Annotated in this window: 14 protein-coding genes; 5 read left to right on the forward strand and 9 right to left on the reverse strand. The window is 51.7% G+C overall.

From position 1 onward, the window contains the following. Positions 1-9: 9 nt before the first annotated feature. Genes hpt through AC04MQ_RS06365 form a run of 3 tightly spaced genes read right to left on the reverse strand, consistent with a single transcriptional unit; the run spans position 10 to position 2,321 of the window. Positions 10-540, reverse strand: coding sequence for a hypoxanthine phosphoribosyltransferase (gene hpt / locus AC04MQ_RS06355; RefSeq protein WP_015092239.1), 531 nt, complete (start codon positions 538-540; stop codon positions 10-12). A gap of 17 nt (positions 541-557) precedes the next feature. Continuing rightward, entirely contained in the window at positions 558-1,346 is a 789-nt protein-coding gene (locus AC04MQ_RS06360) for a uracil phosphoribosyltransferase (protein WP_475391566.1), read from the reverse strand. 18 nt (positions 1,347-1,364) lie between these two features. After that, positions 1,365-2,321: a hypothetical protein gene (locus AC04MQ_RS06365; protein ID WP_015092237.1), complete on the reverse strand. Its 957-nt coding sequence runs from the start codon at positions 2,319-2,321 to the stop codon at positions 1,365-1,367. A 198-nt stretch (positions 2,322-2,519) separates the two neighbouring features. Here AC04MQ_RS06365 and rsmH point away from each other — a divergent pair, with 198 nt between their 5' ends. From rsmH to AC04MQ_RS06380, 3 genes are read left to right on the forward strand one after another with little or no spacing between them, the layout of a single operon-like run. Beyond that, on the forward strand, positions 2,520-3,506 hold the full coding sequence (gene rsmH, locus AC04MQ_RS06370) for a 16S rRNA (cytosine(1402)-N(4))-methyltransferase RsmH (RefSeq protein ID WP_015092236.1): 987 nt from the start codon (positions 2,520-2,522) through the stop codon (positions 3,504-3,506). Beyond that, complete coding sequence (locus tag AC04MQ_RS06375) at positions 3,487-3,822, forward strand: hypothetical protein (RefSeq protein ID WP_015092235.1); 336 nt, start codon at positions 3,487-3,489, stop codon at positions 3,820-3,822. The genes rsmH and AC04MQ_RS06375 overlap by 20 nt, the downstream gene beginning before the upstream one ends. A 1-nt stretch (position 3,823) precedes the next feature. Beyond that, positions 3,824-5,806: a penicillin-binding transpeptidase domain-containing protein gene (locus AC04MQ_RS06380; protein ID WP_015092234.1), complete on the forward strand. Its 1,983-nt coding sequence runs from the start codon at positions 3,824-3,826 to the stop codon at positions 5,804-5,806. Positions 5,807-5,834: 28 nt separating this feature from the next. On the opposite strand, the gene AC04MQ_RS06385 is transcribed toward AC04MQ_RS06380, so the two are convergent. Next, complete coding sequence (locus tag AC04MQ_RS06385; protein WP_475391570.1) at positions 5,835-6,689, reverse strand: penicillin-binding transpeptidase domain-containing protein; 855 nt, start codon at positions 6,687-6,689, stop codon at positions 5,835-5,837. 193 nt (positions 6,690-6,882) lie between these two features. Between AC04MQ_RS06385 and AC04MQ_RS06390 the strand changes: the two genes are divergently transcribed. Continuing rightward, complete coding sequence (locus AC04MQ_RS06390) at positions 6,883-8,475, forward strand: RecQ family ATP-dependent DNA helicase (RefSeq protein WP_475391572.1); 1,593 nt, start codon at positions 6,883-6,885, stop codon at positions 8,473-8,475. A gap of 6 nt (positions 8,476-8,481) precedes the next feature. On the opposite strand, the gene AC04MQ_RS06395 is transcribed toward AC04MQ_RS06390, so the two are convergent. From AC04MQ_RS06395 to AC04MQ_RS06415, 5 genes are all read right to left on the reverse strand, one after another. Further along, positions 8,482-9,237 carry a UDP-2,3-diacylglucosamine diphosphatase gene (locus AC04MQ_RS06395; RefSeq protein ID WP_015092231.1) on the reverse strand — a complete coding sequence of 252 codons (756 nt, stop codon included), beginning with the start codon at positions 9,235-9,237 and terminating at the stop codon, positions 8,482-8,484. Next, positions 9,234-9,680, reverse strand: coding sequence for a Crp/Fnr family transcriptional regulator (locus AC04MQ_RS06400; protein ID WP_015092230.1), 447 nt, complete (start codon positions 9,678-9,680; stop codon positions 9,234-9,236). Before AC04MQ_RS06400 ends, AC04MQ_RS06395 begins: the two co-directional genes overlap by 4 nt. Before the next feature lie 122 nt (positions 9,681-9,802). Then, complete coding sequence (locus tag AC04MQ_RS06405) at positions 9,803-11,545, reverse strand: hypothetical protein (protein WP_475391575.1); 1,743 nt, start codon at positions 11,543-11,545, stop codon at positions 9,803-9,805. A 51-nt stretch (positions 11,546-11,596) separates the two neighbouring features. After that, entirely contained in the window at positions 11,597-14,146 is a 2,550-nt protein-coding gene (locus AC04MQ_RS06410) for a LamG domain-containing protein (RefSeq protein WP_475391577.1), read from the reverse strand. Positions 14,147-14,238: 92 nt separating this feature from the next. Continuing rightward, the gene (locus AC04MQ_RS06415) at positions 14,239-14,919 is read right to left on the reverse strand and encodes an alpha/beta hydrolase (RefSeq protein ID WP_475391579.1); all 681 of its coding nucleotides are present in this window, start codon (positions 14,917-14,919) and stop codon (positions 14,239-14,241) included. A 27-nt stretch (positions 14,920-14,946) separates the two neighbouring features. Between AC04MQ_RS06415 and AC04MQ_RS06420 the strand changes: the two genes are divergently transcribed. Beyond that, positions 14,947-16,437 carry a UDP-N-acetylmuramoyl-L-alanyl-D-glutamate--2,6-diaminopimelate ligase gene (locus tag AC04MQ_RS06420; RefSeq protein WP_475391580.1) on the forward strand — a complete coding sequence of 497 codons (1,491 nt, stop codon included), beginning with the start codon at positions 14,947-14,949 and terminating at the stop codon, positions 16,435-16,437. Positions 16,438-16,439: the final 2 nt, after the last annotated feature.

Here is a 16,439-nt window from a genome sequence, read left to right on the forward strand (position 1 = left end):
TTGTCTTGCTTACTGGAAGTTTTGAACTTGCGCGATGTAAGGAAGATTTCGGTAGTAACCCTGATAGTCCAGACCGTAACCAACAACGAATTCGTTGGCGATTTTGAAGCCCACGTGATCGATGTCACATTTCACTTTCAATGCATCCGGTTTTTCCAGCAACGCAACCGTCGTCAAAGATTTTGGTTTGCGGGACTGGATGGCGTTTTTCAGATAGTTCATGGTCAGACCTGTGTCCACGATGTCTTCCACCAGGATCACGTGGCAGTTTTCAACCGGACCGGCAAGATCCAAAGTCACTTTCACTTCGCCGGAAGAAGAAGTGCCGCCGTGGTAAGAAGCCACGCCGAAGAATTCACAAGTGATGTCTGCTTCGATGTTACGAACCAAATCAGAATAGAACATGAAAGAGCCCTTCAAAACGCAGATCGCAACGACCTTTTCGTTTTTGAATTTCTTGGAAAGGGTGGCCCCAATCTCTTTCACTTTTTGCTGGATCTGCTCTTCAGTAAGGTAAGGTTTCAAGGAAAGATTTGTCATGGTCGCCCTTTCTCCAACTACACGAAGGAGTTGTTCATGATTTCGCCGAAGCCGCCGCCGCCGGGAACGATGTATTGCTTTTCGTTCAGGCCGCGTTCCTGGTCCCAAAATTGTCCGGGAGTTGCATCTAAAACTGCCTGAGGGGACAGTCCCCGGTCAAGTCTTAAGGCATAGATTACGACCTCTGGGTGTGCAGCCAGTACATTCTTCAAATACTCGGGCGTCACAATCAGGTTAAGGGCTATAAACTTGCGGGCAGGACCTTCAATGTGGGTCTTGTAGTGGTCGATAGCGGTCACCATGGTGTTGCCGGTGGCCCCCATGGGGTCTGGGAAGATGACATGAGCGTCTTTGATATCGCCCCCGATCTTCATGCCGCCGAATTCGGCTCCGGTCACTGCGTCTTTGCTGTTTGTCACCCGGGCGGCAAAGATATGGTCCTGACGGACGTTTTTCCCGGGCAAAGAAAAGTGCAGAAAGTTGTAACAGATGTGGCTGGGATAAGTTCCGGCACGGGCCAGGTTCACGCTGACGGCTTTCTGCCCTGGGTTGATGCGATGGCCAGACAGCTTTTTATCCGGATGCATGGCCGTCATGCGGGTTTCCTGCTCGAACTTTTCCATCGCGAATTCATTGTTGATTGTGATGGAAATCATGTGGGTGTAAAGCACTTCCACGATGCGGTTGATTTCAGGCTGATAAGTGTCGGGGTGGCAGAGCTTGGCTAAAAGACCGTTAAGGAAAGGGCTGTCAATGATGTGTACCTGAGGCCCATAGTGGTGACTCAGCTCCTGTTGAAATGCCATGCTGCTGCCTTTGGTGAATCAGTTGCCTTTTTCGAACTCAACAAAGATCACAAAGTCGCTCTCGCCGGAACGGAACTGGGGGGAGCGCAGGATCTTGTAGATTTCAAAGTTCATCAGCTGGTCTTCTTCCGGGCCCATGTTGGACATCGGAGGCATCACGCCCGACATAAAGAAGCCAGTCTCGCCGCCGATTTCAAAAATCGCCGGGAAAGATTTGCGCTGCAGTTCAAACCCGCCACCCGGAGCCGGCTCACGCCAGTTTCTTTGGATCTCAAGGTTGCCGCGCAGGTTGTTGTTATCAAAGTCATTCAGTTCAAAGAACGTGGTCAGGCCGATTTCAATGGCTGGATTTCTGCGGTCTTTCAAGGTGTAAGACCACTGCAAAGTTCTGGAGGCGGTCAGAGGACGGTCCTCCTTGTGCAGGATCTTGATGTCCGGGCGGTTCATCACGTTCTTCTCAAAGTCCGGCAGAATACCTGCCGAGTACTCGTTGAAATTCATAAACTGCCCGGTGGATCGGCTGGCACCAAAGATGGCATTTAGGCGTCCGCGGGAAACTTCCGTGTAGTAGACAATCAGATGGGCTCCGGCTTTGGCCACTGCGCGGCCCGTGCGATCAGTCAGTTCTGGTGCCGCGGCGGCCGCCACAGCCGTCGCGGTGGCAGGGGATGGATCCACTTTGTAAGCGTCGATGGTCCCGTCAGCAGCTTCGGAAGATTGGGTCGACTCTTGTGTGTCTTGATTGGCAAAGTTGGCGCTGTCTTCTGTCGGGGGCACGTCAACCGGGCCGCCTGCGGAATTGATTTGCACCGTGGATTTCAGATAGCTCACCCGGCGCTCCAGGTTTTGCTGGCCCTTTTTGTAAAGAGTGATGCCGACACCGCCAGCAACAACAACCACCAAAGACAATTGAATTAAAGGATTTCCGAAAAAACGTTTCCAGGCTGGAGGAGTCGCCGGTTTAAAGCTCTCCATATCAACGCCACACTGCGCGCAGTACTTGTCTTTAGGTTGTTGAAAACCACAGCGGGGGCAGTTGATAAGCATCGAAATCCTTTTCAATACGAAGAAGCCTTAAAAACAGGTTAAGGCAAAGCGACTTGACGCTCAATAGAATAATTCATACCTTGAATCATCTAATAGCCCGAAAACTATAGTGAAAGCGCGGCCCCCATGAAGAAGTACAAACCCCAATCAGGTGAAAGAATTGAACGTCAGGAAGAAGTGATCCCGCCTAAGGTCGAGCTTCCGTTTGAATTTTCTCCTGAACACTATCCGGTTTTGCTGCAAGAAGTGCTGGGAGCATTCTATCCACTGCGCGAAAAGAAAGAGCTGCATTACTTCGACGGGACTTTTGGCCGGGGCGGTCACTACATGGCCATGAAGTATGCGTACCCCCAGATGAAAGCCACGGTCATGGACCAAGATCTGACTGCGATTGCCTACGCGCAAAGCCGCTTCCAGACTGAAGTCGAGAAGGGCCAGTTAAACGTAATCCATGGTAATTTCACGCAGTTTTCAGAACACAATCTAAATAACTTTGATATGATGCTCTTAGATCTAGGTGTGAGTTCTCCGCAATTGGACCAGGGAGAACGAGGCTTTAGTTTTTATAACGACGGCCCCCTGGACATGAGAATGAACCAGCAGCAGGGACTGACAGCTGAGGTGCTTATTAATACGGCTTCTGAGGATGAGCTCATTCGAATCTTCAAGGAATACGGCGAGGTCTATCGCCCTTCCCGAGTCGTACGTGCGATCGTCAATGACCGCAAAACCAAAGCATTCCAGACAACAGGTGCCCTGGCAGGGCTGATTGAACGCGTGGACGGTTGGCAGGTCAAAGGCCATCACCCGGCTACGAAGTATTTCATGGCTTTGCGACTGGCGGTGAATTCCGAACTGGAAGTGGTGGCAGAGGCGATTCCGAAAATGATTCGCGCGCTGAATCCCGGCGGGCGACTGGCGGTGATCTCTTTCCACTCTCTGGAAGATCGTATCGTAAAAAATATTTTCCGTGAGTCCGAGGATCTGGGCCGCACGGTGACTAAGAAAGTAATTGTTCCCACTCAGGAAGAGTGTGACAGAAATTCTCGCTCCCGCTCTGCGAAGCTGAGAATATTCGAGAGGAGTGCTCAGGATGAGCTCACAAAACTTTAAGCAGCTTAAACCTTTCTTCAGTATTCTTATTGTCATCTTTACTTTGTTTTCAATCGTGTTCCTGCAGATGGAAGAGCGCCGTATGGGTTACAGCGTTCTAAAGCTGACCCGCGAACACAAAAAAGTCTGGGAAGAAAAACGCACCAAGGAAATCTCTTTGGCAAAAGTCACGCGTCCCCAGCTTTTGGATTCCGTGGCACAGCAAAAATTCACGCTTAAAAAAGTTCAGGCCAATCAGATCATTCATCTGACGGGCCCTTTGGCTTCCGAGATGAATACTGTGGCTGAAAAAGGCATCGCAAAAAAGGATCTGTAAGTTGAAATCACGTATTGTTGTCATCTTCGTCGGAATTCTGGTGTTGTGGTCCGCTTTGGCGATGCGCGCAGCCTATCTTCAATTTCTTCCCAACGACCGTTTGAATGCTTTGCAAAACCGTCAGTTCCAAACCAAGGTGTCTTTGCCAGCACGCCGTGGGGCGATTGTTGACAGCAATGGCCGTGACCTGGCTATGTCCGCTGCGGCTTATTCGCTGTATGCCGATCCGAAACTTCTGGAAAACCGCAAACAGGTGGCCCGGAAGCTGGCGAAAGTTCTAAATCAGTCGCCTGAATCCGTTTATGCGAAAATCAAAGACGGCAACCGCCGCTTCGTTTGGATTCAGCGTATGCTGGAACAGGATAAAGCCGACGAAATCAAATCCTGGGACATCCGTGGTCTTTCATTCGTTGAAGAGTGGCGCCGCGTTTATCCGAACGAAACCCTGCTGGCGCAAACCCTGGGTTTCCTGGGCAGTGAAGGTCAGGGGCTTGAAGGTCTTGAACTGGGTTACAATCAGGCTTTGACCGGGAATAAAAAGAAAGTTCTGGTCAAGCGCGATGCCCGCGGCCGTCCGCTGATCAATGATGGTTTGATGTTCATTGAAAACCCGGAAGGGACGGAGCTGAAGCTGACCGTGGATTCCGATTTGCAGTACCGCCTTGAAAGCGAACTTGCCAATGCGGTTTCCCAGTTCGAAGCCGACCATGCAGTGGGTGTGATTCTTGATGCGAAGACTTCCAAAGTTCTTGCCCTGGCTTCTGCTCCCACTTTTGACGTGAACAAAGCGGCCAAGGCTCCATCAGAATATCGTCGTAATAAAATTGTGACCGATGCGTTTGAACCGGGTTCCACGATGAAGGCTTTTGTGATCGCCGCAGCTTTGCGTGACGGTCTGATCCAGCCCAATACAAAGTTCTATTGTGAAAAAGGCAGTTTTAAAGTTGGCGACCGCATCATCAAAGAAGCCGAAACCAGAGAGAAGTTCGAGGACCTGACTGTTTCCGAGATTCTGGCTGTGTCTTCCAACGTCGGTACGACCAAGATTGCTTTCAAGATGGGCCAGGAGCGTTTGCGCCAGGGCTTGCTTGATTTCGGATTTGGTCAGCGCCTGGGTGTGGATCTGCCGGGTGAAGCCCGCGGCATGGTGCAGGGGCTTCCTTGGAGACAGCACTTGCTTTCCAATATCTCTTTCGGTCACGGGATTTCCACGACACCTTTGCAGATTGCCAATGCTTTTGCGGCGATTGCCAACGGTGGAGTTTTGAATACTCCGTACATTGTACAAAGTATGCGTGATGCTGAAACGGGCGAGCTGGTTGAAGTTCAGCCAAAACCCATCCGCCGCATTCTTTCCCCGGAGCAAGCCGCACAAATGCGCGCGATGCTTTTGGGTGTGACCACCAAGGGCGGTACTGGTGGCAATGCCCGTGTCGATGGCTTCATGGTGGCGGGTAAGACAGGAACTGCCCAAAAAGTAAATCCGAATGGCCGTGGTTACCTTCGTGGCGCTTATATCTCCAGCTTCGGTGGTTTCATTCCAGCCAATGATCCGAAATTTGTGATCTATGTGGCGGTGGATTCCCCGCGCAAATCTTATTATGCGGCGACGGTGGCAGCTCCGGTGTTCTCAAGAATCGCATCTTATGCGGTTCGCAAAGAAGGGATTGCTCCTTTGCAGCTGGCTGAAGAATCCACGGTGAATCCGAAAGTCCGCCGAGTGGCTTCCGAACCGAAAGTGGTCAAAAAAGCTGAAGCTCCAAGAACGCTGCTGACCGCGAACGAACTGGACAAAGTCACGAACATTGAGACTGACGACACTGTTCCAAATCTGATGAACCTGACCACCCGCGAAGTTCTTCGCAAAGTCAGCGGTCAGGATCTGAAGGTGAAGTTCGTAGGGCAGGGCACTGTCAGCGAAGTCTTCCCGATCCCAGGTTCGCAAGTCCCAGAAAGCAAAGAAATCACCGTCATCATGAAATAAAAAAAGGCACCGGAAGGTGCCTTTTTTCTTACCAGAGGTTTTCTTCTTTTAGCAGATTGATGGTTAGTTGTTTGGCGAGGCGGCTGCCGAATTCGGCATTTTCCACGTCCACGGTGTCGATGTAGTTTGTTGCAAAGACATACTGGCGATCAGGTGTTTTGATGAATCCCACGAACCAGCCGATACGTCTTTTTAAAGTTGCATCTGTATAACCTGAGCCGGTTTTCCCGCTGAAATCATAACCCTTCGGGGTTTTTTCCAGGAACATGATTTTCTTTGTCAGCTCTTGTGAACGCTTGGTCGCAGGCAGTTTGTCGGCCAGAAGCTTTTTCAGGAAGTCAGTCTGCTCAAATCCGGAAATTCGCAGAGAGAATCCTTTTTCATCCGGAGTGAATGAAGCCGGAGTCAGCCACGCGGTCTTGATGCCGCCAGAAATATCCTGATTGCCGTAATCAAACTTGCGCAGATAGCCTTGCAGTTTCTGGAAGCCCATTTTGCCGGTCAATACCTGAGAATACCAAACCGTCGAGTTTTTCATCCATGAAGCGGCCGTCTGATCTTTGTTCCACTCGGGGATGGAGTGCTTTTTGCCGTTCCATTTATATTTTGTATTTTCATTCTTCAACAGCCCGGAATCAAAGCCCATCACCGCCAAGGGAACCTTGAAAGTCGAACACGCCGGACGCTGCACCTGACAGTTTTCTTCATTGACGGACTTTTGAATCTGGCCGGTTTGTGCATCAATCAGCAAAAAACAGACGGCCTTGTCCGGATAAGGATCGGCTGCGACCGGCGCTGTTTCCTTGGCTGGAGCCTCTTTCGGGGCAGGGGAGGAACAACCCAGCAGCAGCGCAGGAATCGTTAGAAATGAGAGTGCCTTCATAAAAACTCCTTCGAATTTATAGGTTCGCATAAATCACCTGGCGGGTCTTGCAAAATCTTTCTGACTGGAATTCGGAAACGACCGGGAACTCCCTTGGAATTTAGAGCACTTAGAGCATTGTCTTGTATTTGCTGCCTGTTTGCGCGGCAGCACAAGAAGCCGTGCAATCTTGTTGAAATCAGGGGGTCTTTGAATGAAAGTGTCGTTTATGGAAATCGCCGTCAGCCCGCAGGAAAACCACCTTAAAAAATACTTCAATCTTTCCGGTTTCCGACGCGGGCAACAAGAGATCATCGAGTCGGTGATGGGCGGCCGTGATGTTCTGGCTGTCCTTCCCACCGGAGGCGGCAAATCTCTTTGTTATCAGTATCCCGCCGTAGCCACGCAAAAACTTGTCATTGTTATTTCCCCATTGATTGCTTTGATGAAGGATCAGGTGGCGTCGTTGCGCCGTTATGGCATTCCGGCGGGCGCCCTGCATTCCGGACAAAGTGATGACGACAAACGCGAAGTGTTTGCCGAAATCAACAAAGGTGGCGCATTCGTTTTGTATCTATCCCCGGAGCGCGCCCAGAAAGAGGGCTTTCATCGCTGGGTGCAAAACCGCCAGGTGGGTCTTTTTGCGATTGATGAAGCTCACTGCGTGTCTCAATGGGGGCATGACTTCCGCGAAGAATACGCACAGTTGAATGTTTTGAAAAAACTGTGCCCGGATGTTCCGGTGCTGGCCCTGACAGCGTCAGCAACGCCGACCGTACTGGATGATATTTCCAAACACCTGAAACTGCAAAAGCCTGAACGCATGGTTCACGGATTCTATCGTTCCAATCTTTACTATCAAGTTGAGCTGTGTGAAGACGAAGACGTAAAGATGCTGTTGCTGCTTCAAAGTATCAAACAAACTCCTGAAGGCCGCATCATCGTTTACTGCGGCACCCGCAAGGTGACTGAAAGCATCGCAGCTTTCCTGCAAAAGAAGTTCGGAAAAAGTGTGGGCTATTACCATGCGGGTCTGACTTCAGATGTTCGCACCAGCACTCAGGAAGCTTATGCCAAAGGGGACCTGCGTATTCTGGTGGCGACCAATGCTTTCGGTATGGGGATCGACCAGCCGGATGTGCGCCTGGTGGTGCATTTCCAGATCCCGGCGAACATTGATGCTCTTTATCAGGAAATGGGGCGTGCGGGCCGCGATGGCGAGCATTCCACCTGTCTGACTTTGTATTCCAAGAAAGACAAAGGACTTCAGTCGTTCTTTATTCACAGCTCTGAAGCGCCGGATGAAATCAAAGACGCGCGCTGGAGAAACCTGGACGCCCTGGTGAACTACTCGGAAGGTGGGGAATGCCGTCACGCCGAGATTCTGACCTACTACAAGGATTCCCAGCGTATCGAGCGCTGTGGTCACTGCGACAGCTGTGACCCGAAATCAGCCCGTCGTATCCAGAAGTCTGTGACTCCGCTGGCGAAGATGGATCAGGTTGTGACCAAGCTGAAAAAAGCTTCGAGCAAATCCAAGAAAATCACCAACACCGATGATATCGTGCTGGATGAGATTCAGGAAAAACGCATGGAGCTTTTGAAGCGCTGGAGACGCGAGAAAGCGAAAGAGCTCGACGTGCCAGCCTTTGTGGTCTTCGGTGATCTGACCCTGAGACAACTCGCGGTGAAAAATCCACGCACCCTGGATGAAATGAAAAACATCTATGGCATCGGGGATTCCAAACTTGAAAAGTTCGGCTGGGATATTCTGGCGGAACTGGGCGATCCTACGCGCCGCCGTTAAAGGCGGCTAAAGACCCTTGTCAGCTTCAAACTGACTCAGAACCACATCTTGATTTGTGATGCCAATATAGGTGGGTGAAATCATCCAGGAACCGCTGTTGAAGTATCTTCCTTGAGGAAGATCAATGGTGCCGGGATGGTGGGTATGGCCAAAGATAATGGCATCAAAGCCACGCGAGCAGATTTCTTCGGCGGCAATCACAAAATCCGGATGTTCCCCGGGCAGGCACGGGACTTCGCTGCTGCCACGGAAGCGTCGGCGCAGGCGGGATTTCAATTCTTCAAACTTGATCCAGGCTTTATAAATTCTGGGACTGACCATCAGGGCAAATCCACCCAACCAGGTCAAAAATTCGTACAGATCCGGGCGCTTTACAAAGAACGGGTCATACAGGTGTCCGTGTTCGATGCGAATGCGCTGTTTGCCACACTTAACATTTAAAAATGGCGCCAGGGTCAAAGGACCCCAGTCTTCCAGAAAATTTTCCAGAACAATGTCATGATTGCCGACGACATAGAACACGCGGTTGCCGGCTTTGGTGATAGCTTTCACGGCGCGAAAGACTTCGGGTACGTCTTCGGCCATTTTACGAAAGGACACCTGCGCAATCTCAAGTCCGTCGCCGTTGATGCAGACGTCATATTTGTTTTCTGCTGCCCAGTACAGAAATTCGATCAGGGATTTTTTGGCTTCGGAAAAGGGATTTCCCAAATGCAGATCTGAAATGACCACCATCTTTTCGGTGGTGACATCAATAATCATAAAGAGGATTCCGTGATTTCTTGCAGAGCATTTTTTGAAAATTGTTCTGCCGCCATCAGTGTGATCAATTTTTCATTGGTCTGACGGATGCGACCGCTCAGTTGTTTCATCAGCTCAAAAGCAAATGTCGGATCACGACGGATTTTCAGTAAAAAACTTCCCGGATCAAACATCAGCAGGGTGGTTTCACCCACGGCCTGTGCAGAGGCGGATCTTGGCAGGGATTCCAGCAAAGACATTTCGCCCACCATGCTGCCGCGGTCGATGCGACTTAAAATCATCGTTTGGCCGTCGACTCTTTTAAAGACTTCGACGGCGCCTTTTTGCACGATGTACATTTCGCGGCTCAGATCCCCTTCGCGGAAAAGGATTTCGCCGTCGGCCAGCTTGATGACCTGCTGGTCGATAAATTTTTTGCCCTTGGAAGCCTTTGAATTGAACATAGGGTCATAGGTTATCAAGGATTTTTGACCATTCCACCGAGCAAGAATCGGTCTGGTCGTAGGTACCGCAAGAGGGTGCAGACAGTGGGGCCGCAATGGGCCCTTCGTCTGTGAAAAGAAACTTAGATTGGTTTGGGATGGCCATCCACGCGCAGCTGGAACAGGAAGTAAGGTGGAATGCAGACGCCTTTTCCGGACTGGGTCTTGTTACAGATGTAGTCGGCACGGCAGGATGTGTTGTCGTCACAGGCTTGCAGTCCCGCGGGCCGAGTGTTTTGCGCCAGGCATTCTCCGAACGGACGATTGCGTGCCAGACAGTCATTGAATCCTTGAAGAATCGCAATCGCGCCGCAAGCTTCACCCGGTCTCAGATTCTCGCAACCACCTGAGCACATTCCGCCCGGGAATCCGACCTTCGTGGTTTGGCAGACCTGATGACCGGCACACGCTGTGCGAGCAGAGGCTTTCATCTGATCTTTGTGCGAGTGCGCGGTTTGTGTGATTGTTCCGGGTTCGCAAGGATTGCCCGCCACCGGTTGTTCCGGCAGACATTCGCCGATTTCTTTGGAGGTTTCAGGATTTACCACGGCCACACACTTTAAACCCGCAGCACAGGTCCAAGCCTGGTATTCCGAACCCGGCAGGCCACAGTGGGCATTCATGGGCCCCGGGGTTTGGGGATCGCGTTCCGAGAACGGACGGGAGCTGTCAGGCGTCTTTCCCTGGAAGATATTTTGGAAATAAACCTGACGGCGCTTTTGTTCCTGCATCATGTGCGGGGATTGGGAGGAAAAAATGGAATTGGCAAAGATCGTGGATTCAGGATCTTTACCCAGAAAATGGAAGCCCGCAATCGTACGCCCTTGGTGGCAGCCTGCGCACGAAAGATCATTCAATCGGCGACGGAACGAGGATGGCCCATAGATGTTTTCCAGATCCGTCAGTTTCAGATTTTTAAAGTCGTCTTTTTTGAATATCTGATCAAACGGACGGTTGGCCAGACGGTTCATCCCGTGCAAAGCAAAGGAAGAACTTTTGGTGGTCAGAAACTTTTCCGGAATATTCAAAGTTCCGGCATCCAGCGCCTTGATGTTTTCCGGGGTCGAAATCCAAGCCAGCAGTTCCGCGCGCAAAGCAGAATCATTTTGCAGACGGGCCACGTCCGGGGTGTTTTCCATCGCCGTCGGCACGAAAGAATTGTTTTTAAGGCGGTACACTCGCAGGAAATATTCAGCATGGCCACCCATATCCCCACGAATCGTCGACGGCCAGCGCACGGCCTGCAAATTGACTTCCAGAGATTTCAGATTCGCCAGTGTCACCCAGGATTTCAGCGGAGGTTTTTGCTGAGAGGACCATTGTTTGGCGACGGCCTGACAGAGGGGTGTGGCTGGAAGTTTAAAGACGGCATTCAAGGTCATCGGCAAACGGGACTGAATCAAAGTTTGATTCTGAGTTTTTGCATAGGACAGGCGATAGATCAAACGGACTTCGCCGCAGGTGCCGGGATTGAACACGGTGCGATCCATGCGGTTGACGACACCCACCAGTTCAAATTTTGCCGCCGGTGACTTCAACCAGCGAATATCAAACAGGCGATGAACATAGTTCATGCCCACGCCCAGTTTGGAATCCTGTGTTTTTAGGGCCTCCAGGTCTTTTTCAAGATCAGTCACCAAAGAATTGTAAGCGGGGTGCTCCAGCAGTTTTTTATTATCGGCGCCGGGAAGACGGAATAAAACGGCCCCCAGGTTGAAGTCACCTTCTTCGAGAGATTGAACTTCCGACGGATCTTCCAGCACCAGACGGTGAGCAAAGGCCAGGCTTGAAAGCAATAGCAGAGAAATAAGGATGAGCTGTCTCATGCACTTATATTGACTCATGCGTTCCTGTTGTCACGTTGCAATTGGGAAGGATCAGTCGCAGGTCACGCCGTAGCGGTCTTTCTGCGCAAGGCAGTGGGCTTTCAAGGCGCTGTCTGCCAAGGATTTCTGGTAAACGCGCAACACTGCCAGCTTTCCGTTGAAGCGGCGGCGGCCATCGACGTCAAAAGGAATTCCGACAAAGCCATCAGACATTCCGCCAATAACATCGCCATCGCTTTGGGCTACGTTGTTGGAGTCCTGCTTGATATTGACGACTTTGGAGCTTTCAAGCGCGCCGTTGACATAACTTTTTAATGTTGATGTGGCTTTGTCAAAGCTGACAGCAACGTGATACCACTGATTGGCATTCAGGCTGATTCCGCCATAGACGGTGTCGGTCGAACCATAGTTGTTCACGTAAAAAGCGTCGACGGTATTGTTTTTTCCAAGACGCAGACCCAGGCCATGGGAAAGCTTGTTGCCATTGTCGTACTGCGCTTTTTCAAAGATGGTCTTAAACAAATCGTGGCGCACGTCATTTGGCGGGAAGTTGTTGTCCACGCCCAAGGCGGCTCCGGGTTGCAACCACGCTTCAATGGTCCACGCCGGGCCCAGGGCTGCAAGGTCCGCTTGCGAAGTCACCTGAATGTAGTCATCAACACCATCAAACTGCATGTGGGCCGTCGCGGCGGTTGGAGTCACAAAGCCTGAAGAGGCATTGCCATCAAATCCGCCCATGATCTTGGTCAAAGCTTTCGGAGCCAGATCAAACCAACCCAACCAACCCGGTGCGCTTGCTGAAGGTGCCATGCCGCGATCAGCATTGGCGGCATCCCAGTGCAAAACCAAATCACTGGAGGTAATGGCGCCCACTTTCACCGGACGATAGCGTTCCGCCGTTGCGGTGAAATCATGAAAGATTTCGGTCGGGGTGGACTGGGTGTAGCCGGCAATTTCAGACATCTGGCCCGCGAACGGGAAAAAGGTCTGAACCCGGGGCGCCAGTCTTAAGGGCGAAGAAAAATTGTACGTCGCCGGCAGATTCTGACTGCACACTTCGCGGCCGCTGACGAAAGTCTTCAGCTTGCCAGCAGTCACTTGGGTCGTTACGAACATCCATCCGCCGTTGGCTGCATTCGGATCATCACAAACGACTTCTGATCCGCCATCCGTATAGCTGCTGGAAATAACACCGATCCAATGGCGGCTTTGCAAAGTGCCATTGGCGTGATTGGCCAGCACGGCCGTTTTGCTGTCGGCGTTGTCGCGTTTGAACCAATAGGACAGGCGCAGATCTTGAGTCGTTCCCAGATTGGCAACACTTAACGGCAAACCCTGATCGTCATGAAGAGCATCAAAGTGCAGGGCATTTTTCAATGAAACCCCGTCATTGCGCCAAGGGGTGGCTTCACTTAAGCCTGACAGATCAATCGAGTCTGCCGTGCTCAAAGCCGGCCAGTTCGCCGTTTTGTTGTTGTCGGCACTGGCGGGCGCCCGGGTGGTCAGGATGTTTGTGGCATCCAGAGTTTTGCTGATGGAAAACTCGGGATCGAACAGGAACAATTGCGAGCTGCTTGTCCAGTCGGGGCGCACCTGCACCTGGAATGCTTTGTTGCCAAAGCCACCGCGTTTTTCAGAGGCTTCAAAGTTAAAGATCCAGGTTCCGATCTGATCCAATGACGGCACCCAGGAAAACACACCATTACTGCCGATGGTTCCGACAGAAAGGCAGTCGGTGTTGGCAAGGCCGGTGACTTCGCCGGTGATTTTTTTATAGTTGCAGGACCAGAATAGATTCCCGGTCTGGGACGAGTTTGTGACAGTGGTGTTCAAAGTGGAAACGGATTGTGGGGATCGAGACTCGAGCGTGTTGGAAGTTAACAGCGGCAGAACTTCCGAAGCCACCGTGCCGCTGTCCAGTCGTTTTAGCTGCACAGAATAGATTTTAACTTCGGCATCTTCAGAGTAAAACCCCAAAGCGCCTTTGCTGGTATAAAGAGCGGCAGGGAAGGTTCCGTCGGTGTAAGAATAAAAAAGCTGGTCGTCGCGATAGACACTGAACGAGGTTCCCTTGCGCACAAACTTAAACTTGTGGCGGCTGCCTACAGCGGTCTTGCTGGCACTGTCAGTGCCTAAAAACTTCTGTCCCAGTTCGCCGTGCGCCAGTCCCAGCTCGGATCCGGTGGACGGTTTGGAAATATAATAGTTCGTGGCTTTGTCAGTGATGTTTCCTTTGTAGCCAAAGAACAGCCAGAAGACTTCCCAGTCGTTGGCAGCGGTGTTCTGGCGCAGTTGCTGGCTGGTGGCCAGATCCACGGTCAGTTCAAAATCCTGTACCGGTGTATCAACAGTTTCTTTGATAAATACCAAGGCCGCATGAGTCTGGTTGGCGGCCGTTGCCGGCTTGGGTGTCAGCGTGATTTCGCTGGATCCAAAGGTGACTGAGCCTTCGCCATCATAGGCGACGACATAGTTTGCGGCATCCAGGGAAATAACCTTGGTGGGTGGTTTCTTGGCAGGACTTTTGGAAGACCCCAGTATAGCGGTAATGCCGCCACAGCCGGTAAGAATGAGAGATGCCAGTACGATCAGAATGCTCATGCTCTATCTAACGGAGCTTTCTGAAGGGCCCTGAAGCAAAAAGCCCGGGTTACAGGAAACTGAAATGTTTCCGTCTCAACCCGGGACGTTCGTTAGGGAATAGTGCTCAGATATTCCCCGATTTGGGTGATGACAGGCATTGGGATTTCATGGCCGCCGCGGAATCCTTGCAGGGATCCCTTCATGCCGTTTTGGGTTAGCAGGGTTTCAAGCTTTTGTGCCTGTTTGTAGCCCAGAACCGCATCGTTGATGCCATGGCTTTGATAGAATCGCTGGCCGGCGCGCTGGGGAACATACTGCTTCCATTCGTCCTGATGAGCCAGTGTTCCGGACATGATCACAAGACCCTTCGGAGTTTCCGGCGCGCGCAGATAGATCTCTGTTGCCAGCATCGCTCCCTGGCTGAATCCACCCAGCACGATCTTGTTCCACGGAACTTTCATCTGACGGATCATTTCCATGGCCATGTCATAGGCTTTGCTCATGCCCTTGGGGGTGTCGTTGCTGAAGTCGCGGTGTTCGCCGCGCTCTTGAGCACGCTGGATTTCCATCATGTCAATTATCCACCAGGCGCGTCCCATCCAGGCCGGGCCAATGGGTACTTCCAGATTTCCATTCGGAAATAACCAGTTGTACGTTTTCTTTGTCGGGATGATTTCCCCCAGCGAAAACAGGTCGTTGGCATCAGCGCCGTAGCCGTGGAAGAAGATGACCCATGGCGCATCGTCGTTGTGATTTATTTCTTGGCAATGTAGTTTTCCGAGTTGTCTCATATCTGAGACCTAAGTTACTCTTAGTGCGTGAAACTGCAACATCTCTTTTCCATTCTGCCGGGGATTCCTGAAAACGCATTCTCTCATATTGAAGTGACAGGGGTCTTCAACGACGCGCGCCTTGTGGTGCCGGGTTCGGTGTTTGTCGCGATTCGCGGTAGCAAGCTGGACGGGCATACTTTTATTCCTGATGCTGTCGCGAAAGGGGCCGCGGCCCTGGTGGTGGAAGACAAAGCGAAAATCCCGGAAGGTTATGAAGGGATCGTATTGCAGGTGCCAAATTCCCGCGAAGTGCTGGATGTTTTGGCCAGCCGTTTTTACTGGGATCCGGGGCAGGAGCTTTTCTGCGTCGGCGTCACCGGCACCAACGGCAAAACTTCTGTCACGTACATGGCCGAAGCCATTTTGAATCACGGCAAAATTCCCACCGGAGTGATCGGCACAGTCAATCACCATCTGGGCGATCAGGTGTGGCCTTCTGAAATGACCACGCCCGATCCGGTGTTTTTGCAAAAGCGTCTGCGCGAATTCCGTTCGGCAGGGGCTTTGGCGGTGGCGATGGAAGTTTCCTCGCACGCTCTGGATCAGCGCCGCGTGGACAGCGTTCCTTTCAACACCGTGATCTTCACGAACCTGACCCGTGATCATTTGGATTATCACAACACGATGGAAAGCTATCTGGAGGCGAAACAACGCCTGTTCACGGATCTGTTGTGGAAGACTCACAAGCGTCCGTGTTTTGCCATCGTGAACACCGCTGATAAGTTCGGCCGTCGTTTGCGCGTGGCGGATCCGGCCGTGTTGTGGACCTACGGCGAAAAAGATTCTGACATCCGCTATGAAATTCTGAAGATGGACTTTGCCCTGACACACTTCAAGGTGTGGACCCCCGCAGGGGAAGGGGAAGTGCGTCTGCCGATGTCAGGCACTCACAATGTGATGAATGCCCTGGCGGCGTTGGGTGCGGGATTGTCAGCGGGCCTTCCGCTGAATATCTGCATCGAGGCCCTGGACCGCTTTACCGGCGTGCCGGGTCGCTTGCAGTCTGTGCCGAATGATAAAAATCTTTCTGTCTTTGTGGATTATGCCCATTCTCCGGATGCGCTGGAAAATGTCCTGACGGCTTTGAACAGGGTTCGTGAAAACCTGCAATCCAAGGCGCGCATCTGGACGATCTTTGGCTGCGGCGGGGATCGTGATAAAGGCAAACGTCTTTTGATGGCCGAAATGGCCTTGAAGTATTCTGACCAAGTGGTGATCACGTCTGATAATCCGCGCACGGAAGATCCACAAACCATCATTCAGGACATCCTGGCTGGTGTCGGTGGATCCCACAAAGCCAAGACCACAACGGTGGTGGACCGCAAGGATGCCATCACTCAGACCCTGAAACGGGCCGAGGAAGGCGATGTGATTCTGATCGCCGGCAAAGGCCACGAAGACTATCAAATTATCGGAACACAAAAGTTCCCCTTCAGTGATGTGAAGGTGGCCGAAGAGGCCTTGCAAGGGAGATAAGC

This window comes from Bdellovibrio sp. MYbb2, from assembly GCF_056175685.1.

What these genes read in the sequence shown, in the direction of transcription:
- AC04MQ_RS06365 (WP_015092237.1), bottom strand. Translation starts at nt 2,321, where the DNA reads ATGGAGAGCTTTAAACCGGCGACTCCTCCAGCCTGGAAACGTTTTTTC.
- AC04MQ_RS06400 (WP_015092230.1), bottom strand. Translation starts at nt 9,680, where the DNA reads ATGTTCAATTCAAAGGCTTCCAAGGGCAAAAAATTTATCGACCAGCAG.
- AC04MQ_RS06410 (WP_475391577.1), bottom strand. Translation starts at nt 14,146, where the DNA reads ATGAGCATTCTGATCGTACTGGCATCTCTCATTCTTACCGGCTGTGGC.
- rsmH (WP_015092236.1), top strand. Translation starts at nt 2,520, where the DNA reads ATGAAGAAGTACAAACCCCAATCAGGTGAAAGAATTGAACGTCAGGAA.
- AC04MQ_RS06390 (WP_475391572.1), top strand. Translation starts at nt 6,883, where the DNA reads ATGAAAGTGTCGTTTATGGAAATCGCCGTCAGCCCGCAGGAAAACCAC.
- AC04MQ_RS06415 (WP_475391579.1), bottom strand. Translation starts at nt 14,919, where the DNA reads ATGAGACAACTCGGAAAACTACATTGCCAAGAAATAAATCACAACGAC.
- AC04MQ_RS06375 (WP_015092235.1), top strand. Translation starts at nt 3,487, where the DNA reads ATGAGCTCACAAAACTTTAAGCAGCTTAAACCTTTCTTCAGTATTCTT.
- AC04MQ_RS06385 (WP_475391570.1), bottom strand. Translation starts at nt 6,689, where the DNA reads ATGAAGGCACTCTCATTTCTAACGATTCCTGCGCTGCTGCTGGGTTGT.
- hpt (WP_015092239.1), bottom strand. Translation starts at nt 540, where the DNA reads ATGACAAATCTTTCCTTGAAACCTTACCTTACTGAAGAGCAGATCCAG.
- AC04MQ_RS06395 (WP_015092231.1), bottom strand. Translation starts at nt 9,237, where the DNA reads ATGATTATTGATGTCACCACCGAAAAGATGGTGGTCATTTCAGATCTG.
- AC04MQ_RS06360 (WP_475391566.1), bottom strand. Translation starts at nt 1,346, where the DNA reads ATGGCATTTCAACAGGAGCTGAGTCACCACTATGGGCCTCAGGTACAC.
- AC04MQ_RS06405 (WP_475391575.1), bottom strand. Translation starts at nt 11,545, where the DNA reads ATGAGACAGCTCATCCTTATTTCTCTGCTATTGCTTTCAAGCCTGGCC.